Below are 22,522 nucleotides of genomic sequence, written 5' to 3'. Positions count from 1 at the left end.
CTATGCGCTTACATTGTTTATTTGTCAAGGTTTTTGTCAAGACGGTATACGAACGCAAATACTTCTGCTACCGCCTGATACAAATCCTCTGGAATCGCTTCATTTATTTCAAGCTGGCCAAGGAGTTCAACGAGACCAGGATCTTCCTGCACGGGAATATTGTTTTCTCTTGCTGTTTCAATAATTTGCTCTGCGACTAAGCCTTTCCCTTTCGCTTTGACAATCGGCGCCCCTTCTGAGTCCGGATTGTATGAAAGCGCAGCAGCCTGTCTTCGATTTGCCGGTTTCATATGCGAATGTCCACCCCCAGATAGTCACGATCATCCATTATTTGGGCAAGCGGTGATTTGGAACGCTGTGACTCTTCTTTATCGGACGGCTGTTTAAATTGAACACCCGAGAGTTTGTACCCCTGCTCCTGGAGCGAATCTTTTAAACTATCAAGTGCTGTATTGCTTAGCTGCTTTAAAGAATCCGGTTCTGCGTCTGCTACTATATTTACATGAATAATCCGATTTTGCACCTGCATATCGATCACCGTATTTTTCAATTTCGGCATTTCTACATAAAACAATACACGACAAAAATCGGCATCAATTTTACCATCCTGTTTCTTTCTTCCTTGCCACTTTATCGTGACATCCCCGTGAAAAGACGCAAATTGAACAGGCATTTGCATGACAAGCTGCTGAAGAGGTCCTGATTCTGCCGATAAAATGTGCTGTGCGTTGATACGTCCGACAATTTGTTCAGCGGCTTCACGAATAGGAACCGGGAATGTTTCCGACATTAGTTTTAACAGCTCCTGCTTCACATTTTGCTGCACTGCTTCAGGCTGATGTTTAGTCGCAATGACCGCTTCATGATCAATTCCAAGAAAACGAAAAGCATCTTTTAAAGCCGCAGCTGCTTCTTTCCCGTTAGCCAAAGGCTGCATCGGTCCTTCTTGGGGCAGTGCATCGGTGCCCAGCAGAGTGGCCATTCGAGCGGAGGCTTGTTCCGGTACAGTAGCTGCAGCGGATGAAGCAAGTTGAAATAAGTGAGTGATCTGCCTGTCGGTAGCCTGTGCACGGTTTATCAGCTGGTCCGATAATTTGGCTGCTTGCTGCATGATCGCTGTCCGCTCCGGATGATTGGCCGGAATAGATTGCGCTATAGCTTCTTTAAAAGATGCAATCGCTTCAGGACTAACTGGTCTTGCAGCCAGCTGCACAAGCGCTTCCTTCATCATCTGCACAGGCGGCATTCCTCTTTGTATAGTTGGCATAGGTTCAGATAATGACGCATTGTTTTTTAACAATGAGACGATTTGTTCCGGCGTCTCCGTGACAGCTGCTTTAACCGATTGTACTGTACCGCGATCAGGAAGCAGCCTGCTTATCGCGGATAATGCTTCCGGTGCCTGTCCAAGCTTTACAAGTGTATTGTGAAGTGATTCTAACTTTCCGGTTAACGATTCAGTTGATCGGGCCGATAACAGCGCTTGAAACACGTTTTCTGTTACCGGTAAATTTCGGCTGAACATAAAGCGAAGCGTCTCTAGACCTTTCTCCAAACCGGATTTTGATAACCATGCACTTGCCGTTTGTATGCTCTCTTTTGAAATCGGGCGGCCTAACTCAACCGATAGCGCTGTAAACGCGGCACTTTCTTTTGTGACTGGCAGCTGTAATTTCTCAAGCAGAACAGCCGCTTGATCAGCCGTACGCTGAATGAGGGCATTATCCGACACAACTTTCAGCCGCATTTCCCCTTCAAGTGAAGTGACTTGAAAAAAGTAGCGTTCACCAGCTTGCAGAGGGACTTCAAGCTGGGCGGTAATCCTTTGACCGAAAGCAGCAAGTTCTGCCATCTGTCCCGGCAAAAGCTTCACCGCTTTGGCAGAAAAAATCTGCCCTTCTTTCAGCATATTCACGGGATTCCGACCGGGTTCTGCTAAGATTCCTCTTTGAATGGGTGATTGACCGATTTCCATGCACTTTCACCTCCTCTAAGTGTTAAGCATTTCTTTCACCGGCGCAAATGTTTTACGATGCTGAGGAGTAATCCCATACTTCTTGAGTCCATGTAAATGCTCACTAGTCCCATACCCCATATTTTTATTAAATCCATAGCCTGGATACTTCAGCGCATATTCTTTCATAAGCCGGTCGCGTGTTACTTTTGCTACTATAGATGCTGCCGCAATCGAGGCACTTTTTGCGTCTCCTTTAATGATCGATGTTTGATCAACTTCACCTGGAATAACCATCGCGTCGACAAGAAGGTGATCCGGGGGTTCCGGTAGAGCCTTGACCGCTTCGACCATTGCTTTTTTTGCCGCTTCATATATATTGATTTCATCAATTTCTTCTGCACTAATGATACCGACACCGGTCTGGCAATGGTTCATGATTAACTCATAAAGATGATCTCTTGCGCTTTCACTCATTTTTTTCGAATCATTCAAGCCGGATGGTAAAAATCCCTCTGGCAAAATGCATGCCGCGGCTACCACAGGTCCTGCAAGCGGTCCTCTGCCAGCTTCATCAATCCCTGCAATGAAGCGAGCTCCGCTTGCCTGCACATTTCGTTCATACTCCATCATTTGATAAAGGCGCTCTTTTTCTTTTTTTTCTTTTTCTAGCCGCCGAATGCACGATATGACAGCTGTCTGCACACCTTTTCGTTCATCCTCTTTCCATACTGCAAACCTTGGATCATCTATGTTTGTGACAGTGGACAGCTGTTCTTTTATACATATAATTGTTTCTTTCACCATATCTATTCTCCCTGTGATTTTTATCGGCAGGATTCGATTTTTTTCCACAAAAAAACGTGAAGGCAGTCCTTCACGCTTTTTCAGGTGGAATATCAAATGTCAGACGGCCAAACTGGCTGTTCCGTACATCTCGGATAATGACGTCGGTTACTTTATCGTAATCCACTTCGCCCCCTGACGAAAGACAGCCGCGGCGCTCACCGATTTGATGAAACACCTGAGCCATATCATCCGGCAGTGCCGAAAATCCATACCGTTCTTCCAGACGTGCTGGATACCGTTCCTCGAGGTAACGAAGCCCGTAAATCGCTACATCCTGCAAATTTAAAATAGAATCTTTGATCGCACCTGTTAGTGCCAGTTTAAAGCCTGTTTCCGGGTCCTCAAACTTCGGCCATAAAATCCCTGGTGTATCAAGCAATTCCAATTGTTTCGCTGTTTTAATCCATTGCTGTGCTTTTGTCACGCCTGGCATATTGCCTGTCTTAGCAATATTTTTTTTCGCGATTCGGTTAATGAGTGTGGACTTCCCAACATTCGGAATACCAACAATCATCGCGCGCATCGCACGTGGTTTCATACCGCGCGCCCTCATTCGGTCAAACTTTTCTTGTAAAATGCTCTCCGCTGCTTTCACAATTTTATCGAGTCCATTTCCTGCCTGTGAATTGACAGAAACAGCTTCAACGCCCTGCTCTTTAAAATAACGGATCCATTCTTTCGTTGCATGAGGGTCCGCCATATCTTCTTTGTTTAAAATAACAAGACGCGGCTTATGATTGATGATTTCATCGATCATCGGATTGCGTGATGATAATGGCAATCTCGCATCAACAAGTTCAAAAATAATATCAACAAGCTTTAACTTTTCTGTTACTTGCCGCCGTGCTTTGGCCATATGGCCGGGAAACCATTGAATCGTCAAGCTCATGCCATCCTTTCTGTCAGTTAGTCAACAACACGGATCTGGTCAAAAGGCCAATAAACAAATTTCGTCTCGCCGACGATTTCATCGATCTTCACTGTCCCAATATGACGGCCATCTTTACTAAAGCGGCGGTTATCACCAAGTACAAAAATTTCACCTTCCGGCACCGTTTCCTGTCCGGTTATTTCTGCAAGTGTGAAGTCGGGTGTAAGCGGACCATCTGTTGCTTGGCTTTTGTACTCATCTAAATATGGTTCATCCTGCACTTTTCCATTTACATACAGTACATCATCTTTATATTCCACTGTATCACCTGGGAGCCCGATCACCCGTTTTATGTAATCTTTATTTTCAGGAGCATGAAATACAACGATATCGAAACGGTCCGGTTCACTCATTTTATTGACAATCATGCGGTCGCCGCTTTCCAGCGTCGGCATCATCGAAAGACCATCTACGACAATCGGCGCAAAAATAAAATATCGAATAAGAGCTGCCAGACCGACTGCGATTAGCAGTGCTTTCGTCCATTCCCAAAATTCATTTTTCCCTTCAGCCATACGTGACACCACCTTATCAAAGTACTTTCATCATATCATGCAATCGTCGAAATCTGAAAGAAAAAGGAGCCTGCAAGCAGACTCCTTTTAAAAACTTAGTATCTGATTTCTTTAATGCGGGCTGCTTTACCGCGCAGGTTGCGCAAGTAGTACAATTTCGCACGACGAACTTTACCGCGGCGCATTACTTCAATTTTTGCGATTTTCGGTGTGTGAAGCGGGAATGCACGCTCAACGCCCACGCCGTAAGAAATTTTACGAACTGTGAATGTTTCGCTAACGCCGCCGCCGCGACGCTTGATTACAACGCCTTCAAATACCTGAATACGCTCACGTGTACCTTCGACAACTTTCACGTGTACACGAACTGTGTCTCCCGGACGGAAAGATGGAAGATCAGTACGAAGCTGCTCCTGAGTTAATTCTTGAATCAATTTGTTCATTGTGTTTTCCTCTCCTTCTAACAAATGCTCATACCCGCAAATTTGCGGCAGCGGAACACCGTTGTAATGCAGCATACGATTCCGCACACTGACTTCGAAATTTTATCATAAATTGAATATAAAATCAATTTATTTATTCTTTTTCCATGACTCAATTAATTGTGTTTCTTTCTCTGTTAACGATATTGTTTCAAACAAGTCTGGACGGCGTTCCCACGTACGTTTCAGCGACTGTTCTCGACGCCATTCCTCAATGTGGCGATGGTTCCCAGACGTTAATACATCCGGTACCTTCATGCCTCTGAAATCAGCAGGCCGGGTATAATGGGGGTGTTCAAGCATTCCAGATGAGAAAGAATCCTGTACGGCAGAATCATCATTTCCAAGCACACCCGGGAGCAAACGGACTACACTGTCTGCCACAACCATTGCGCCGAGTTCGCCACCCGTTAGAACATAATCGCCAATTGAAATTTCATCCGTTACAAGGTGTGTGCGAACGCGCTCATCATACCCTTCATAATGACCGCAAAGAAAAATAAGATGTTCTTCCTGTGCGAATTCCTCTGCTTTTCTTTGCGTAAACCGCTCGCCTTGCGGACACATTAAAATAATCCGTGGTGCGGCTGCCGCTTCTTCTTTAAGTGCATCAACAGCGTCAAAGAGCGGCTGTGGCTTTAATACCATGCCAGCACCCCCGCCGTACGGGTAATCATCAACGACCTTGTGTTTACCTTCGGCATAATCACGGAAATTCACGGTGCGAAATGACACTTTTTCTTTATCGGCTGCTTTTTTCATAATGGACGATGAAAATACACCATGAAACATTTCCGGGAACAATGTCAGTACGTCGATTTTCATTCAAGCAAACCTTCCATTGGCTCAATAATAATGACCTTTTCGTCTGGATCGACGGATTTCACGACGTCATCGATGTATGGAATGTAAGCTTCTTTTCCACCGCTGCGACTGACGACCCAAACATCATTTGCCCCTGGTGTAAGTACCTCTTTCACCGTGCCGATGATCTCTTCTTCGACCGTTCTTACCTCACAGCCAATAATTTCATGAAAATAAAACTCGCCTTCATCAAGAGCACCGAGATGCTCTTCACTTACTTTTAAAATAGAACCTTTAAACGGTTCGACCATCTGGATCGACGGATAATTTTCAAATGTCAGCAGGTCAAATGTTTTGTGCTTTCGGTGCGAGGCAATCGTTACCGGAATACCTTCTTTATCACCCGGCTTAAAAATAGAAAGAGTGCTGCCTTTTTTATACCGTTCTTCCGGAAAATCTGTGCGGGAAAGTACCCGTACTTCACCGCGCAGCCCATGCGTATTGACAATTTTTCCGACGTTATACCATTTACTCATACTGTTCACCTCTGCGTGCGGATTTCAATAATAACACCATCTTTTACAACGATTGTTCCCCCGTCTCTTCCATTGAAACGGTCGCCCTCTTTCACATCAACAACAGATTGAATGTCTCGTTCCTTTAACTCCGTTCCAAGCGGCAGCTGATCAAGCTGATTCATTTGAAATTCAATCACGGATATTTTTTCATGGCGCTGATCAATCTCCTGCTGGAACCGGACGGCTGCTTCCGCCTGTTTTGATCCGGCACGCTCTGCTTTTTTCTTTTCAAAAAGAAGCTGTGCTGTTTCTCTTTCTAACCGGCTTTTTTGATTTTCATACATATTCATTCGCTCTTTTTTCAATGTTTCAGTGACAACTTGAACGATTGATACCGTTTGTAAAATTAGCACATCCACCGCTCCTTTTATTGGAACATAAATAGCAATTCCCCAAAAGAATATTCTTTTGGGGAATTGTCAGTTGATGAATTACTTGCTGTGTTTGGCATTATGGAATTTTTCCATGATGCCTTCGTTTGAGAACAAGTTGCGAACTGTATCAGATGGTTTTGCACCATCTTGCAGCCATTTAAGAGCAAGCTCTTCGTTAATTTTCACTTCAGCCGGTTGTGATACCGGGTTGTACGTGCCGATTGTTTCGATTGAACGGCCGTCACGTGGTGAACGAGCGTCTGCTACTACGATACGATAGAATGGGGATTTTTTTGCACCCATGCGTTTTAAACGAATTTTTACTGCCATGCTAATAAGCACCTCCGAAATAGTTTCACACAAGATAGAATAATATCAAATTGTTAATGTGTTGTAAAGTGTTTTTTCTTTACAGGATCAAACTGTTTCCATTACATAAATGGAAATTTTGGCATACCGCCTTTTTTCTTGCCTTTTTGCTGCATAGCTGACATTTGCTTCATCATTTTTTTCATGTCTTCGAATTGCTTCAAAAGACGGTTTACTTCCTGAATCGATGTGCCAGAGCCGCGGGCAATGCGCTTGCGTCGGCCGGCGTTAATGATTTCCGGCTGCTGTTTTTCAGATGGCGTCATTGACCGAATGATGGCTTCAACACGCCCGATCTGTTTTTCATCAACCTGCACATTAGCGAGGCCTTTCATTTTGTTTGCTCCCGGCAGCATTTTTAAAATTTCATCCAGTGGTCCCATTGAGCGCACTTGTCCGAGCTGGTCGAGAAAGTCGTCAAATGTAAATGACATCGTACGCATTTTTTGTTCGAGCTCTTTCGCTTTTGCTTCATCGACGTTCGTCTGTGCTTTTTCAATAAGGGTAAGTACATCGCCCATGCCGAGAATGCGTGATGCCATCCGTTCAGGGTGGAAAGATTCAAGAGCATCAAGCTTTTCACCCATCCCTACAAATTTAATTGGCTTGCTCGTGACAGCACGAATGGACAGTGCCGCACCACCGCGTGTATCACCGTCAAGTTTTGTAAGCACCACACCGGTAATGCCGAGCTGTTCATTAAAGCTATCTGCTACATTAACGGCATCCTGACCCGTCATTGAATCAACAACAAGGAAAATTTCTTCCGGCGCAGACAGATCCTTTATTTGTTTCAATTCATCCATTAACGTTTCGTCAATGTGAAGACGACCGGCAGTATCGATGATGACGTAATCAAGATGCTCGTCTTTTGCTTTTTGAATCGCCTGTTTCGCAATGTCGACAGGACTAACCTGGTCACCTAGAGAGAAGACAGGCATATCGAGCTGCTTTCCAAGCGTTTCAAGCTGTTTAATTGCCGCCGGACGATAAACGTCAGCTGCCACAAGCAGTGGTTTCCGGTTGTGTTTTTTTCGAAGCAGATTGGCAAGCTTGCCTGTTGTAGTTGTTTTACCCGCACCTTGCAAACCGACCATCATAATGACTGTCGGAGGACGCTTTGCTGTGCCAATCCGGCTTTCTTCGCCGCCCATCAGCTCCGTCAATTCTTCTTTTACGACTTTAATAACCTGCTGGCCTGGTGTTAAGCTTTTCATCACTTCCTGGCCAACAGACCGCTCACTTACTTTTTTAACAAATTCTTTGACGACTTTAAAGTTAACATCTGCCTCGAGCAGCGCAAGACGTACTTCACGCATCATTTCTTTTACGTCTGATTCTGATACTTTTCCTTTGCCTCGGATTTTCTGCATCGTTCCTTGCAGCCGTTCGGCCAATCCTTCAAACGCCATCGTATGCAGTCCCCCTATTCAAGTTCCTCGAGCGCCAGAACGAGCGGCAAAGTGTGCGAATCTGCGCATTCCTTTAACTGCTCGATTAATTGCTGACGCTTCTGGAATTTATTCAGCAGCATTAATTTCGCTTCATATTCTTCAAGCATTGCTTCTGTACGTTTTATATTGTCGTAAACCGCCTGACGGCTCACTTCATATTCTTCGGCAATTTCCCCGAGAGAGTAATCGTCCAAATAGTATAGGGACATATAGCTGCGCTGTTTCTCTGTCAGAAGCATCTGATAAAAATCATACAGATAATTCATCCGCATCGTTTTTTCAAGCACGGCCGCCCCTCCTTTGTTAAGTGAAAAACCTTTACACCCAATCAGTGTACCTGCTTCTTCCTCTTCTGTCAAGAACGACGAAAGAGCGTCTCACCGTAACGGGCAGTAATCCATCACTCCGACATCAAAAATAGTCTAAGAGAAGGATTAACTGCCCGTAAAAGCCCGATTAGTCATAGCGGAAAAGGATCTTCACTTATTCTCCTGCTTCGTTGTCTGCCACTTCTTTTTCTTCAAACGCCTGCGCAAATAATCCGTATGCATACTTTTCCGCATTAAAAGGCTGCAGGTCATCCATTTTTTCTCCAAGACCGACAAACTTGACAGGAACACCAAGCTCTTTACGAATTGCAAGCACAATGCCGCCTTTTGCCGTCCCATCCAGCTTCGTTAATACAATGCCGGATACATCGGTCGCCTCTTTGAATGTTTTTGCTTGTATAAGCGCGTTTTGCCCGGTAGTGGCATCCACAACGAGCAATACTTCATGTGGTGCATCTGGGATTTCGCGTTCAATCACACGCTTTACTTTTTGCAATTCGTTCATTAAATTGACCTTATTTTGCAGTCGTCCTGCTGTGTCACATAGCAAAATGTCAGCACCGCGCGATTTCGCTGCACGGACTGCGTCATACATGACAGCCGCCGGGTCCGATCCTTCCGACTGTTTAATAACATCCACACCGGTACGCTCTCCCCACACTTCAAGCTGATCAATCGCACCCGCACGGAATGTGTCACCAGCAGCGAGAATGACCTTTTTGCCGTCTTCTTTAAATTTATGTGCCAATTTCCCGATCGTCGTTGTTTTTCCGACACCGTTCACACCGACGAACAAAATCACCGTCAATTCAGATTCTTGAATGTTTAAATCAGACTGCACCTCAGCACCGTCTGTGTATATATCAACGAATTTTTCGGTGATAATTTCGCGAATCGCTTCCGGGTCATTGGTGTTGCGGCGCTTCACTTCCATTTTTAGTTCATCAATCAGTTCCATGACGGTTTCAAAGCCGACGTCTGCCCCAATTAAAATTTCTTCCAGCTCTTCAAAGAACTCTTCATCAATTTTCCGGTATCTAGCAATTAAATTATTTACTTTTGCAGCAAAACCGGTACGTGTTTTCGTTAAACCTTCTGTATATTTTTCAGTTGTTTGCTCCTGTTCCTGTGAACCGGAAAACTTATCTTTTAATTTTTTAAAAAAGCTCATTTATTTCAATCCTTTCCCGGTTAAATGGTTGCAGCTGCTTCTTCAAGACGAACGGATACGAGGCTTGAAACTCCTGATTCCTGCATGGCAACGCCATACAGTGCATCTGCTTCTTCCATCGTCTGCTTCCGATGCGTAATCACGATAAACTGTGTGTCTTCACTGAACTGTTTTAAATAACGGCTGAAACGGTGAACGTTTGCTTCGTCAAGAGCCGCTTCCACTTCATCAAGAATGCAAAACGGCACTGGGCGGACGCGTAAAAGGGCAAACAACAGCGCTATAGCCGTCAGTGCCCGTTCCCCTCCGGAGAGCAGGCTTAAATTTTGGAGTTTTTTCCCCGGCGGCATCGCGGAAATATCGACTCCGGAATGAAGAATGTCTTTCGGATCTGTCAATTTTAATTCCGCCCGGCCTCCGCCGAACAATTCGGTGAAAGCAGGTTGAAATTCCGCTTTAATTGCATCGAATGTGTCAGTAAATCGCCGAGTCATTTCAGTGTCCATTTCATTCATAACATCCCGCAATGTTTCTTTCGCTTCTTCAAGGTCTGTTTTTTGATCACGTAAAAACGTGACACGTTCAAATGTTGTCTCGTATTCTTCGATCGCACCGATGTTCACATCGCCCAGTTCTTCAATCGTCTTTTTAATTAAACGAATGTGGCGCCTTGCTTCATCTATTGGCCGGTTCAGTGGAAAATCACGCTGCGCTTCTTCAAACGTCAGAGAATATTGTTCATTTAATTTTTGCAAAAGTGAATCCAATTCAACATCAAGGCGGGCAATTTTCACATCATGTTCACGCAGGGCATCAGATAAACCTTTTAAGAGACGTCGCGACTCGGATAATAAGCGCGTCTTTTGTTCAAGCTGCGCAGACTTTTCCCCACGGTTTGTTTTGATGCGGGAAATTTCTTTCATTGTTCGGTCTTTCTTTATGGAAAGCTCTTCTGATTGACCCGCTAGCGTGACACCGGTTGTTCCACTGTCATTTCGTTCATTTTTCATAAATGAAAGCTCTGCTGACAGTTGTTTGTACACTTTTTCTATTTCTATCCATTCTGACCGCAGACGGTTTTCTTGTTCTTTTTTATAATCAAGCTGTTCATTCAGCACCGCAATTTGTGGACGAAGTATATTCAGTTCTTCAGCAATTTTTTCACGTTCAGAATTGGCTGATTTACGTTTTGATTCAAGCGATGCAATATGCTGATCGAGTGATTGAATGGCGGACTCTTCCTCTTTTAGGTTTACTTCCACCTCAGCCTTTCGCTTCAGCAAACGGGATTGTTCATTATAAAATTCACGCTTTTCTGCATCATAGACAGCAAGACGATCGTTAACTGATTGTTCGTTAAAAGACCATTCCAGCAGCTGATTTATCACTTCCTGCAGGGACTGACGATATATTTCACCAGTTTCTTCAAGCTTTTGCACTTCTTTCTCCTGTTCAGCGGAACGAATCTGAAGTGACTTCACTTCTTTTTCAGCGGCAGCCGTTTTCTGCTCCATTTTTTCAATCTGGCTGCTCAGCAGCTCTAATTCATTTTTTCGTCCAATTAAGGATACAGCATTCTTTTTGAGAGAGCCGCCTGTCATAGAGCCTCCAGCATTTACGACATCCCCCTCTACGGTGACAATGCGATAACGATGATTGATTTTCCGTGCAATACTGTTCGCTTCCTCTAAAGAAGAAGCAATGATAACATTCCCGAGTAAATGACCAACAGCACGTGCATATTGTTGATCATACTCAGTCAGTTCAGCTGCTGTACCGAGAAACCCTTTTTCATGCCGGATCGATGCCAGCACATGGTCTGGAAGTGTTTTTTCTTTCACTGTCGAGAGCGGTAAAAAGGTTGCACGGCCATACCGGTTTTTTTTCAAAAATAAAATGGACTCGCGTGCAGATTGCTCATTTGTGACGAAAATGTGCTGTAATGCACCGCCAAGTGCTGTTTCAATCGCAGTTTCATATTCTTTCGGCACATTGATTAGTTCCGCTGCAGCACCGATAACCCCAGGAAGACGATTATTTTTTTCTTTTAACACTTCTTTGACACCTGAATAAAAACCGGCGTATTCCTCTTCCAAGGAAGACAATAAATTACGCCTGGATACAGCTTCCTGTAAAATTTGATATGCTTTATAAAGTGCTGTACGGCGTTTTTCAATGGTTTCTTTTAATGCATCACGGTCTTTTTTGGCTTCTCTATAGGATGAGGTATGTTTATTCAATCGCTCTTCTGCCGCTTCACGGGCCTCTTCAAGCTTTATCCGCTCTTGTTCCAGCAATTGTCGCTCCTGTAAATATTGATCATTGGTGCCGCCAAGACGTTCAAAACGAACGGTCAGCCGTTCGAGCTGCCGTTCGATTTCACGAAGCTCATTTTTCGCAGCAGCAGCGCGGTTCAAGTGATCAATGTAATCAGACTTTAACGATTCCAGCTTTTCTTCCGTGTTTTCTGATAGAGCATTCAACAGCTTTTCTTTTTCGTTTGCTTCTTTTTGAAGTTGTTCATATTCTTTGCGTTTTAACTCAGCGGACGTACTTGCTTCTTCCGCTGCAGCCTTTAATGATGATCGTTTCCGCTCTGCTTCAGCTATCGATTTTGTCAGGCGCTCTTCATTGTAGGACGCATTTTTTTCCCGTTCGTCCATCAGCCTTCGTTTTCCTTCAATTTTTTCAAGGGATTCAATAATCGTCAGGAGGTTTTGCTGTGCGGCATCTTCCTGTTCACCCAGCTGTTTTAGTTCCTGCTCCATTTCTTTCATCAATAACTCTTCTGAATCCACTTGCTCCGACAGACGGGCTGCCTGCCGTTCATTCCGCAGTCTTTCTTCTTTTTGGCGCTCCCATTCATCGTGAAACGCGGCAATATCATGCGCCCATACAGCTGCTTCAATTTCTTTTAATTCAGCTTTTTTTTCCAAGTAATCCTTCGCGGCTGACGCCTGCATTTCTAGCGGCTCAATACGCTGTTCCAGTTCATGTAATATATCATTTACACGGCTGACGTTTTCCTCTGTTTCCAAAAGTTTTTGTTCCGCTTGCTTTTTGCGAGTCTTATATTTCAACACACCCGCAGCTTCTTCAAAAATGGAGCGTCTTTCCTCCGGACGGCTGTTTAAAATTTCATCGACACGCCCCTGGCCGATAATGGAAAATGCACCTCGGCCAAGACCCGAATCCATAAATAGTTCAATAATGTCTTTTAACCGGCAGCTTTGCTTATTAATAAAATAATCACTTTCACCGTTCCGGTTTACACGCCGTGTAATGCTTACCTCAGTGTAATCGAGCGGAAGTGCCCCATCGCGGTTATCGAGCGTAATGGTCACATCCGCCTCGTTCAATCTTCTTCTTGAGTCACTGCCCGAGAAAATGACATCTTCCATTTTTCCGCCGCGTAAACTTTTTGCCGACTGTTCTCCGAGCACCCACCGAATCGCTTCTGTGATGTTGCTTTTTCCGGAGCCATTTGGCCCGACGACTGCGGTTACACCGGGCATAAATTCAACGGTCACTTTTCCGGCAAATGATTTAAATCCCGCAATATCCAGCTTTTTCAGGATCATGCTTATCCACCTGTCTTTTACTTCGATTGTTCTTTCATATTTTCAAGAGCCATCCGGGCAGCAAACTGTTCCGCTTCTTTTTTCGAGCGGCCGCTTCCAGTGCCGAGGATGGTTCCATTTAATGAAACTTCTGTTATAAATTCTTTATTATGTGCCGGGCCTTTTTCTTCTAAAACGCGATACGCCGGCGATCCTTTTAATTCTCGCTGTACATATTCCTGAAGCTGGCTTTTAAAATCCATCACATGAGAAAAAGCACCGGCACTTATTTTCGGGAATACGGCCCGCTCTAAAAAGCGGATGACCGATTCCATCCCTTGATCTAGATATAAGGCACCAATGAAGGCTTCAAATACATCAGCCAGGAGCGCCGGACGCATTCTCCCTCCGGTCATTTCCTCTCCTTTTCCAAGCAAAATGAGGCGGCCAAACTCGAGTTCATTAGCAAACGTGACGAGGGACGGCTCGCAAACTACCGCTGCACGTAACTTCGTCAATTCTCCTTCTGACATAACCGGATACGTTTTATATAAAAATTGTGAAACGGTCAGTTCCAGTACGGCGTCACCAAGAAATTCAAGTCGCTCATTGTCTTCATGCGGTTTTCTCCGATGCTCATTCACATATGATGAATGGGTAAATGCCTGCTTTAATAGTGAGTCGTTCTGAAAACGGATGCCCATGGTATCTTGAAATTGTTTAAACTCCATATCTTTCCGTTCGGAATAACGATGCTCCCGATTTAATTTCTTCATTCCTGTTCCTCCGAAAAGTTAAAATGCACACAAAAACAGTTTAGCTGAAAAAAATGCATTGCGCAAAGACAATTAAAAAAGCAGACCCGCATGGGCGGATCTGCCATTAATGACGATTAGTTTTTGCTGTTTATGTATGTTACAGCGTCGCCTACCGTCGTAATATTTTCCGCGTCGTCATCGGAAATTTCCATATCGAATTCGTCTTCAAGCTCCATGACAAGCTCAACAACGTCAAGAGAATCTGCACCAAGATCTTCCTTGAATTTTGCATCAAGGTTGATTTGAGATTCTTCAACACCTAGACGATCCACGATAATTTTCGTTACACGTTCTAAAACATCTGCCACTATGATTCACCTCCCCTCAATGTATTATAGACGATTTACCCAGTTAGAACACGTCTTTTCTCACATTGCCATGCCGCCATCAACACCAATGACCTGACCGGTAATGTATCTAGCCCCATCTCCGGCTAAAAATGCCGCTGCAGCAGCAATATCTTCAACATCTCCGAGTGTGCCAAGTGGAATCTGGCCAATCAGCTGCTCTTTCGCTTCTTGAGGCAGTTCGTCAGTCATATCTGTTGAAATAAAACCTGGAGCAATTGCGTTAACTGTAATGCCGCGCGGTGCAAGTTCACGTGCTGATGCTTTTGTTAACCCGATAACGCCCGCTTTGGCCGCTGTATAGTTTGCCTGTCCGGCATTGCCAATCCGGCCGACAACAGAAGAAATATTAATAATCCTTCCGCTTCGCTGTTTCATCATCTGGCGAGTGACGGCTTTTGTGCAAAGAAAGACACCTTTTAAATTCGTGTCTATCACCTCATCCCACTCCTGGTCTTTCATACGCATAAGAAGATTATCTCTCGTAATTCCTGCATTGTTAACAAGAATGTCAATACGGTCAAATTGACTGATCGTTTCTTTCACCATTGACTGTACAGCTTCACTGTCGGAAATATCGCATTGTACGATAAACGAACGACGTCCCATTGCTTTAATTTCTTCAGCAACATCTGCAGCTTTTTGTTCACTGCCTGCATAGTTAACCGCCACGTCAGCACCAAGTCTAGCCAGTTCAAGTGCGATTGCTTTCCCGATTCCGCGAGATGCACCCGTTACGAGTGCTGTTTTCCCCTCAAGATTCATTTTGCTTCCTCCTTTAGTGTGGCAACTGTTTTCATAATCGATTCTTCGTCACTTACCGCAAACGTTCTTACTCGGCGGTTTACTTTTTTAATTAATCCGGATAACACTGTACCTGGACCGATTTCAATAAATGTATCGACACCTTCTTTTAAGAGCGTGTTTACACTGTCTTCCCATAAAACAGGTGAATATAGCTGCTTAACAAGGTTATCTATAATTTCCTCCGCATCTGTTACAGGACAGGCGTCGACATTCGCAACAACCGGTATGCTCGCTGATTGAATATTTGCAGCATGTAAGACTTCACGGAGTTTTTCCGCGGCCGATTTCATAAGCGGCGAATGGAATGGACCGCTCACATTCAGCGGAATGACCCTTTTTGCTCCTTTTTCCCTCAAGAGCTCTGATGCCTTTTCTACACCTTCTTTTGTGCCAGAAATCACAACTTGACCCGGGCAGTTGAAATTCGCAGCCGCGACAACAAGCCCGGCGTTCTCCACGTCTTTCATCACGCCTTTAAGTGCATCACGTTCCATGCCAAGGACAGCCGCCATCGCACCTCGTCCAGCCGGTACAGCTTCCTCCATCAGCCGCCCCCGCTGGTTTACTGCATACACAGCTTCTTCAAATGTAATGGCGCCGGCTGCTGCAAGCGCCGTGTACTCACCAAGACTATGACCGGCAGTAAAATCAGCCTTAATACCTTCTTTCTCAAACCGTTTTAACACCGCCATACTAGTCGCTAAAATAGCAGGCTGTGCATTTGTTGTTAACGTCAGCTGTTCATCTGGCCCTTCAAACATAATATCTGTAAGTGAATAACCGAGTTTTTCATCAGCTAAAAGGAACATTGCTCGTATTTCTTCATGCTGATCCGCAAGCGATTTTCCCATTCCGACTGTCTGCGATCCCTGTCCAGGAAAGACAAAAGCAATTTTCCCCATTAGTTCGATTCTCCCTCTCCGCTTGAAATTTGCGATTCTATAATTGATGGTACATTTGCCTGCGCCATTTTGTACGCCTGCTCAATTGCATGAAAAAAAGCATTCGCATCCGATGAACCGTGCGCTTTAATGACCGGCGCTTTCAAGCCAAAAAGGCCTGCACCGCCGTATTCGGCATAATCCATTTTATTTTTTAAAGCATATAGCTCCTCTTTTAAAAGAACTGCCCCAATTTTTGTTTTTAGTGACGATGCCAGCGACTGCTTTAACATAGAGAAAATAGACAGTGCTGTGCCTTCAAGTGTTTTTAAAACCATATTGCCCGTGAATCCATCTGTGACGACAACATCTGCCACACCATTCAGCAAGTCACGAGATTCAACATTTCCGATAAAATGAAGATCGTTTGCACCGTTTAAAAGCGAAAATGCTGCTTTCGTTAACTCATTTCCTTTTTTTTCTTCTGTGCCAATATTAAGCAAGCCAACCCTAGGATTATCAATCCCCCGTACTTTTTCAGCATATACAGATCCCATGACTGCATATTGGAGAAGATGTTCCGGCCTGGCATCCGAATTCGCCCCGAGATCAAGCATGACAAATCCTCTTCCATCAATCGTCGGTAATGTCGGTGCAAGTGCCGGACGTTCGACCCCGTCTATCCGGCCAACAATAAACAAACCTGCAGCCATTAACGCGCCTGTATTTCCTGCTGACACACATGCCGCAGCCTCGTTCTTTGCAACAGCTTCCGCCATCATGACAAGTGATGACTCTTTTTTTCGGCGCACAGCCCGTACAGGTTCATCCGTCCCAAGAATAACATCAGGTGAATGAACAACTTCGGCACGGCTGTTTTGATCTAAATATGTACGGATTTTCGCTTCATCTCCAAAAACCGTTAACACCAGTTCTGGATTTTCTTTTAATGCCCGATTTACACCGAGAATGATTTGTTCTGGGGCATTGTCACCGCCCATTGCATCAATTGCCAATTTCATCTTGATCATCCTTTTCTGCTGCCGGCGCACGAAACATTGAAAACTCTCCACAAAAAACTCGTTCGCTGCCGACAAAACTTGATACCTCTACTATTGTTTTTAACTTTTCCAGACGGGTTACTTTTGCTTTTGCAATCACGCGTTCGCCTTCTCGGACCGGTCGGGTAAAGCGAATATCTGCTTTTCCTGTAAGGGCCATTTCATCATTTATAACGGCGACAGCCAGCGAATTAGCCTGTGCAAATAAGTGATGGCCCCGGGTAATTCCATTTCGCTTAAAAACATGGTCTTTTTTTACGTCAAAAATGGATATTGCACTTTTATCTAGTTCAATGTCGATAATCTCCCCAATTACTTCTTCAATCGGCAGGGATCTTACTTCATCATGCATGTTTTGTTCTGCTACATATTTAATGCGCTCACGCAATTCAGGAATTGACAGCTCCATTCGGTCAAGCCGAATTGTCTGTACACTAACTTTAAATTCTCCTGCGAGCTCCTCGTCGGTAACGAACGGATTCGCCTGAATTGTCTCCTGAAGACGCTCCTGCCTTTCTTTTTTTGATCTTCTCATTGAATGCCACCATCCGATATTAGGACTAGGTACTAAAAACAGTATAGAGACAACAAAAAAAGAATGCAAGGAAAATCTTGCATTCTTAATCAAGCTTCTCACCGGCCAGTACTCCTGAGTCCGTTAATACCGCGCGTAAATGACGGTATTCATGGCCATTCCAAAAAGCAGGAGAATCGATTAATTTTTTTGCATCATCCCGTGCCGTTTCAAGCGCACGATAATCATGCACCATGTCTGCCATTTTAAATTCCGGCAATCCGCTTTGTTTACGTCCAAAGAAATCACCTGGCCCGCGCAGTTCCAGGTCTTTTTCACTAAGAACAAATCCATCATTGGTTTCCGTCATTGCCGTCATCCGCTCTTTCCCTGTTTCCGATTTTGGATCAGCAATGAGCATGCAATATGACTGCTCCGAACCACGTCCAACCCGTCCACGCAGCTGGTGAAGCTGTGACAAGCCAAACCGCTCAGCGTCATATATGATCATGACCGTTGCATTCGGGACGTTTACACCCACTTCCACGACTGTCGTTGAAACGAGAATGTTTAAATCGTTCGCGCTGAACGATTTCATAACCTCATCTTTTTCTTCACCAGACAGACGTCCATGCATTAAACCGACAGTAAACTTGCCATGGAAATGACTGCTCAGCTGCGCATGTACATCGAGAGCATTTTGAAAATCGAGTTTTTCTGATTCTTCAATAAGCGGACAAATGACATATGCCTGCCTGCCTTTTCTTAGTTCTTTTTCGGTAAAATCGAGCACGCGTCCAAGCATTTCTTCTTTGGCCCAATACGTTTCAATCGCTTTCCTTCCTGCCGGCATTTCGTTAATAATCGACACATCCATTTCACCAAACACCGTAATGGCCAGTGTACGGGGAATGGGTGTTGCTGTCATAAACAGTACATCCGGATTATCTCCCTTTGCCCGCAAAATGCGCCGCTGATTGACACCGAATCGATGCTGTTCATCCGTAATAACGAGACCGAGGTTTTGAAATTGAACGTCGTCTTGAATGAGCGCATGCGTGCCGATTAGAATATCTATGTCACCAGAAGCCAGCGCATCAAGAAGTGCCTTCCGTTTTTTCCCTTTCACATTTCCTGTTAAAAGCGCTGTATGAATACCGAATGGCTCAAGCATATCATGAAGAGATTTCGCATGCTGCTCGGCTAAAATTTCTGTCGGCACCATAAGAGCACCTTGGTATCCAGCTGTAACAGATGCGTAAAGAGCCAGTGTTGCTACAGCTGTTTTTCCGCTCCCTACATCCCCCTGCAGCAATCTATTCATCCGGTATGGAGATTTCATATCGGCACATATTTCATTCACCGCTTTTTTTTGCGCATTGGTCAGTTCAAACGGCAATGAATCGATAAGCTCTTTTAATTTCACAAGATCGTATTTTTGCGAGATGCCACCGGACTGCTCTCGAACTGTTTTTCGGAGCGCCTGCATTTTTAGCTGAAAATAAAAAAATTCTTCATACACAAATCGGCGCCGCGCTTGTTTCATTTCTTCTTCAGATGCTGGAAAATGAAGTGCTTTGATTGCATCTTTCCTTGCAATTAGTCTGTACTGGTTCAAAAGACTATCTGGCAATGTTTCTTCAATATAAGTCCCATACAGTTCAATCGCCTGCTTTACAAGCTTACGGAACTGCTTAAGTGAAATGGCATTACGCAGAAGATACACCGCTTCAAAATCAGTTCCTCGCGAGTATGGTCCAATTTCAAGTAATTGACCCGATACTGATAAACGATTTCGGTCCCATTTACCAGTAACAGTAACCGTATCGCCGACCGCTGCTTTTTTCTTTAAATAGGGCTGATTAAAAAATGTAACGTTAATTAAATGAGGCCCTGACAGCAGTTTAAATGTAAGACGTGATTTTTTTTTTCCATAATACATGACTGAGGGTTCTGTTTGAATTGTTCCCTCAATCGTCACCTTTTCATCGTGAGCCGCTTCCACCGGGCTTTTAAGACGCATATCTTCATACCGAGCCGGCACAAATTCCATTAAATCTCCGACTGTTAACACACCGATACCGGCGAGTGATGTTTCTGCTTCTTTCCCGGCACCTTTTAGGACGCTAATCGGCAAATGAAGTGGAGAATCACCCTGATTCACATCCATTCCTCCTTTCTTAAAATGTGAAAAAGAGAGAGATTTCTCCCTCTCCTTGTTTATTCGATTGAGAAAATAAACGGATAAAGCGGCTGCTGTCCGTTATGAACTTCCGCTTCCACACCTGGGAAATTTTCTTCAATATATGATACAACCTGTTCTACTTCCGCTTCTGATGCGTCCTGTCCAAAAATGATTGTGACAATTTCTGATTCGTCATCAAGGAGTGTATCAAGAAGCTCTGTAACAGCTGTCATTTTATTGTCATTCGTTACAACAATTTTCCCTTCCGCAAGGCCCATAAAGTCATCTTTTTTGATCTCAATACCGTCAATGCTCGTATCCCGCACAGCATGAGTAATCTGCCCTGTTTTTACATGACCTGCTGCATTTGTCATCGCACGTTTATTCGACTGTTCATCCCCATCCGGGTTAAAAGCAATCAATGCTGCTAGACCTTGAGGAACTGTTTTTGTCGGCACAACGGAGACGCTTGCTTCAGACACTTCCGCTGCCTGCTCAGCAGCCATAATAATATTTTTATTATTCGGGAGTACAATCACGTGGTCCGCATGTGAATCATGAATCGCTTTTACGATATCCTCCGTCGATGGGTTCATTGTCTGCCCGCCCTCAATAACAAACGTGGCCCCAATACTTTTAAACAGTTCAGCAACACCAGCTCCCATTGCAACCGAAACAATACCGTAACGTGCTTTTTCTGCAGGTTTTGGTGCTTCAGCAGCCCCGCCGGTAATCGCGCTGTGTTGTTCCCGCATATTTTCTATTTTCATATTAATCAGGCTGCCGTATTTTTGACCGCACGAAAGTACATCACCAGGATGTTCCGCATGAATATGTACTTTTGCAATCTCATCATCAGATATGACGAGAAGCGAATCGCCAAATTGACTCAACTCATTACGGAAGTCCTCTTCCGAAAACGGATGTTTAGACAATTTATCAGGATCAAATTTCACCATAAATTCCGTGCAGTAGCCAAATTCAATATCTTCAGTGCTCATAAAGCTTTGAACGCTTTTATGATGTTCAGCACTAACAAGATCCGCCAAATCTTGACGGGTTGAGAGCGGCGCCGGAAGCGCCTCCCCTTTTAATTCGGCAAGGAAGCCTTCATATACGAGTAGAAGTCCTTGACCGCCGCTGTCGACAACGCCGACTTCTTTTAAAACAGGCAAAAGGTCAGGAGTACGGTTTAACGACGCCTGTCCTTCTTCAACAAGCGCCTCAACGACCGCAATCACATTCGTCTCTTTATGCGCTTTTTCGACTGCTTTTCTTGCCGCATCTTTTGCGACGGTTAATATCGTCCCCTCGACAGGTTTCATGACAGCTTTATATGCGGTCTGTACTCCTGCTTCAAACGCAGCAGCCAATTCAAATGCATTCACTTCCTGTTTTCCCGCGATCGCTTTTGAGAAGCCACGGAACAATTGGGACAAAATGACGCCCGAATTTCCCCGTGCGCCCATTAGCAGTCCTTTTGAGAGCGCTTCAGCTGTTTTGCCAAAATGCGCCTGTTTAGTTTGTTCCGTTTCCTTTGCTCCAGACGTCATAGACAAATTCATATTTGTTCCCGTATCTCCGTCCGGTACCGGGAAAACGTTTAATGCATCAACCATTGCGGCATTTGCAGATAGATGCTGCGCGCCTGCCTGCACCATCCTGGCAAAACGCAGTCCGTCCAATGAAGTAATAGCCACGAAATTTCCTCCTCACACTACGGGTTCGTAACCCGTACACCCTGTACAAAAATATTAACAGAATCAACCGAAAGGCCGACCGTTTTATTAAGTGTATATTTGACTTTTGATTGTACATTGCTTGCCACTTCCGAAATTTTCGTTCCGTAGCTCACAATTATGTACATATCAATAAAAACGCGATCTTCTTCCTGGCGGACAACAACACCGCGCGTAAAATTTTCACGGCGTAAAATTTCAGCAATACCGTCTTTCAACTGCTTTTTTGAAGACATGCCAACAATGCCATAGCAATCCACTGCAGCTCCGCCGGCAATCATCGCAATCACTTCGTTTGATATGTCAATGTGTCCAAGCTCTGTTTTCAATTCAATCGTCACAAAAAATCCTCCCTTGCGAATCGAACTATGTTCATTTTACTATATTTATATATATATTCACAACTCACTCTATTAATGGCTGTTGTTCTATTTAGTGTCAAGGTTTTTTTCTTGAAAGACTTTACTGAAGTAGTTGCATTCGTCATCTTAGTATGATAAATTATTTAAGTGTCTTGCACATATGAAAACAGATTATGTTAATCCTGAACAGTAAGGAGTGAATAAAATGCCAAAACAATGTGTTATCTCTGGCCGTAAAGCACGTACTGGAAATAATCGTTCACACGCAATGAACTCAAGCAAACGTACATGGGGCGCTAACCTGCAAAAAGTTCGCATCCTCGTAGACGGTAAACCGAAACGTGTATGGGTTTCTGCTCGTGCGCTTAAATCCGGAAAAGTGGAACGCGTATAATCTTCTATAGTTAAAAGCACCTGTACCTCAATGGCACAGGTGCT

General features: G+C 44.3%; 24 protein-coding genes. 1 reads left to right on the top strand and 23 read right to left on the bottom strand.

Annotated features, from left to right (window positions below):
* Window positions 1-17: 17 nt before the first annotated feature.
* From BTO28_RS00620 to BTO28_RS00510, 23 genes are all read right to left on the bottom strand, one after another.
* Window positions 18-290, bottom strand: a complete 273-nt coding sequence (locus BTO28_RS00620; protein ID WP_076762966.1) for an EscU/YscU/HrcU family type III secretion system export apparatus switch protein — start codon at window positions 288-290, stop codon at window positions 18-20.
* Entirely contained in the window at window positions 287-1,975 is a 1,689-nt protein-coding gene (locus BTO28_RS00615; protein ID WP_076762964.1) for a hypothetical protein, read from the bottom strand. Before BTO28_RS00615 ends, BTO28_RS00620 begins: the two co-directional genes overlap by 4 nt.
* Window positions 1,976-1,990: 15 nt before the next feature.
* Complete coding sequence (locus BTO28_RS00610) at window positions 1,991-2,761, bottom strand: ribonuclease HII (protein ID WP_076762963.1); 771 nt, start codon at window positions 2,759-2,761, stop codon at window positions 1,991-1,993.
* A 70-nt stretch (window positions 2,762-2,831) separates the two neighbouring features.
* Complete coding sequence (gene ylqF / locus BTO28_RS00605) at window positions 2,832-3,686, bottom strand: ribosome biogenesis GTPase YlqF (RefSeq protein ID WP_076762961.1); 855 nt, start codon at window positions 3,684-3,686, stop codon at window positions 2,832-2,834.
* Between the two features lie 23 nt (window positions 3,687-3,709).
* Window positions 3,710-4,249, bottom strand: a complete 540-nt coding sequence (lepB, locus tag BTO28_RS00600; RefSeq protein ID WP_076762959.1) for a signal peptidase I — start codon at window positions 4,247-4,249, stop codon at window positions 3,710-3,712.
* A gap of 95 nt (window positions 4,250-4,344) precedes the next feature.
* Complete coding sequence (gene rplS, locus BTO28_RS00595; protein WP_076763415.1) at window positions 4,345-4,692, bottom strand: 50S ribosomal protein L19; 348 nt, start codon at window positions 4,690-4,692, stop codon at window positions 4,345-4,347.
* A 129-nt stretch (window positions 4,693-4,821) separates the two neighbouring features.
* The gene (gene trmD, locus BTO28_RS00590) at window positions 4,822-5,556 is read right to left on the bottom strand and encodes a tRNA (guanosine(37)-N1)-methyltransferase TrmD (protein ID WP_076762958.1); all 735 of its coding nucleotides are present in this window, start codon (window positions 5,554-5,556) and stop codon (window positions 4,822-4,824) included.
* Window positions 5,553-6,071 carry a ribosome maturation factor RimM gene (rimM, locus tag BTO28_RS00585; RefSeq protein ID WP_076762956.1) on the bottom strand — a complete coding sequence of 173 codons (519 nt, stop codon included), beginning with the start codon at window positions 6,069-6,071 and terminating at the stop codon, window positions 5,553-5,555. The genes trmD and rimM overlap by 4 nt, the downstream gene beginning before the upstream one ends.
* Window positions 6,072-6,076: 5 nt before the next feature.
* Complete coding sequence (locus BTO28_RS00580; protein WP_076762954.1) at window positions 6,077-6,466, bottom strand: YlqD family protein; 390 nt, start codon at window positions 6,464-6,466, stop codon at window positions 6,077-6,079.
* Window positions 6,467-6,544: 78 nt separating this feature from the next.
* Window positions 6,545-6,817: a 30S ribosomal protein S16 gene (gene rpsP / locus BTO28_RS00575; protein WP_076762952.1), complete on the bottom strand. Its 273-nt coding sequence runs from the start codon at window positions 6,815-6,817 to the stop codon at window positions 6,545-6,547.
* Window positions 6,818-6,918: 101 nt separating this feature from the next.
* Complete coding sequence (gene ffh / locus BTO28_RS00570) at window positions 6,919-8,268, bottom strand: signal recognition particle protein (protein ID WP_076762950.1); 1,350 nt, start codon at window positions 8,266-8,268, stop codon at window positions 6,919-6,921.
* 14 nt (window positions 8,269-8,282) lie between these two features.
* A complete protein-coding gene (locus tag BTO28_RS00565) occupies window positions 8,283-8,582 on the bottom strand; it encodes a putative DNA-binding protein (protein ID WP_198936728.1) in 300 nt (99 codons plus the stop codon).
* A 211-nt stretch (window positions 8,583-8,793) separates the two neighbouring features.
* Window positions 8,794-9,810, bottom strand: a complete 1,017-nt coding sequence (gene ftsY / locus BTO28_RS00560; RefSeq protein WP_076762946.1) for a signal recognition particle-docking protein FtsY — start codon at window positions 9,808-9,810, stop codon at window positions 8,794-8,796.
* A gap of 20 nt (window positions 9,811-9,830) precedes the next feature.
* Window positions 9,831-13,391: a chromosome segregation protein SMC gene (gene smc, locus BTO28_RS00555; RefSeq protein WP_076762944.1), complete on the bottom strand. Its 3,561-nt coding sequence runs from the start codon at window positions 13,389-13,391 to the stop codon at window positions 9,831-9,833.
* A gap of 17 nt (window positions 13,392-13,408) precedes the next feature.
* On the bottom strand, window positions 13,409-14,146 hold the full coding sequence (gene rnc, locus BTO28_RS00550; protein ID WP_076762943.1) for a ribonuclease III: 738 nt from the start codon (window positions 14,144-14,146) through the stop codon (window positions 13,409-13,411).
* A 116-nt stretch (window positions 14,147-14,262) separates the two neighbouring features.
* Complete coding sequence (gene acpP / locus BTO28_RS00545) at window positions 14,263-14,496, bottom strand: acyl carrier protein (RefSeq protein ID WP_045850123.1); 234 nt, start codon at window positions 14,494-14,496, stop codon at window positions 14,263-14,265.
* 60 nt (window positions 14,497-14,556) lie between these two features.
* The gene (gene fabG / locus BTO28_RS00540) at window positions 14,557-15,300 is read right to left on the bottom strand and encodes a 3-oxoacyl-[acyl-carrier-protein] reductase (protein ID WP_076762942.1); all 744 of its coding nucleotides are present in this window, start codon (window positions 15,298-15,300) and stop codon (window positions 14,557-14,559) included.
* Window positions 15,297-16,244, bottom strand: a complete 948-nt coding sequence (gene fabD / locus BTO28_RS00535) for an ACP S-malonyltransferase (protein ID WP_076762940.1) — start codon at window positions 16,242-16,244, stop codon at window positions 15,297-15,299. The genes fabG and fabD overlap by 4 nt, the downstream gene beginning before the upstream one ends.
* Window positions 16,244-17,245 (bottom strand): phosphate acyltransferase PlsX, encoded by a 1,002-nt coding sequence (plsX, locus tag BTO28_RS00530; protein ID WP_076762938.1) that lies wholly within the window; start codon window positions 17,243-17,245, stop codon window positions 16,244-16,246. The genes fabD and plsX overlap by 1 nt, the downstream gene beginning before the upstream one ends.
* Window positions 17,229-17,819: a transcription factor FapR gene (fapR, locus tag BTO28_RS00525; protein WP_076762937.1), complete on the bottom strand. Its 591-nt coding sequence runs from the start codon at window positions 17,817-17,819 to the stop codon at window positions 17,229-17,231. The genes plsX and fapR overlap by 17 nt, the downstream gene beginning before the upstream one ends.
* Before the next feature lie 85 nt (window positions 17,820-17,904).
* Window positions 17,905-19,968 carry an ATP-dependent DNA helicase RecG gene (gene recG, locus BTO28_RS00520; RefSeq protein ID WP_076762935.1) on the bottom strand — a complete coding sequence of 688 codons (2,064 nt, stop codon included), beginning with the start codon at window positions 19,966-19,968 and terminating at the stop codon, window positions 17,905-17,907.
* 50 nt (window positions 19,969-20,018) lie between these two features.
* Window positions 20,019-21,683, bottom strand: coding sequence for a DAK2 domain-containing protein (locus tag BTO28_RS00515; RefSeq protein WP_076762933.1), 1,665 nt, complete (start codon window positions 21,681-21,683; stop codon window positions 20,019-20,021).
* 17 nt (window positions 21,684-21,700) lie between these two features.
* The gene (locus tag BTO28_RS00510; protein WP_076762931.1) at window positions 21,701-22,063 is read right to left on the bottom strand and encodes an Asp23/Gls24 family envelope stress response protein; all 363 of its coding nucleotides are present in this window, start codon (window positions 22,061-22,063) and stop codon (window positions 21,701-21,703) included.
* 226 nt (window positions 22,064-22,289) lie between these two features.
* Here BTO28_RS00510 and rpmB point away from each other — a divergent pair, with 226 nt between their 5' ends.
* Entirely contained in the window at window positions 22,290-22,478 is a 189-nt protein-coding gene (rpmB, locus tag BTO28_RS00505; protein WP_018392308.1) for a 50S ribosomal protein L28, read from the top strand.
* Window positions 22,479-22,522 lie beyond the last annotated feature (44 nt).

The organism is Domibacillus epiphyticus (assembly GCF_001975785.1).
Classification (GTDB): Bacteria; Bacillota; Bacilli; order Bacillales; family Domibacillaceae; genus Domibacillus; species Domibacillus epiphyticus.
Note: the sequence above shows the minus strand (reverse complement) of the source record. Positions and strands in the feature narration are given on the sequence as shown.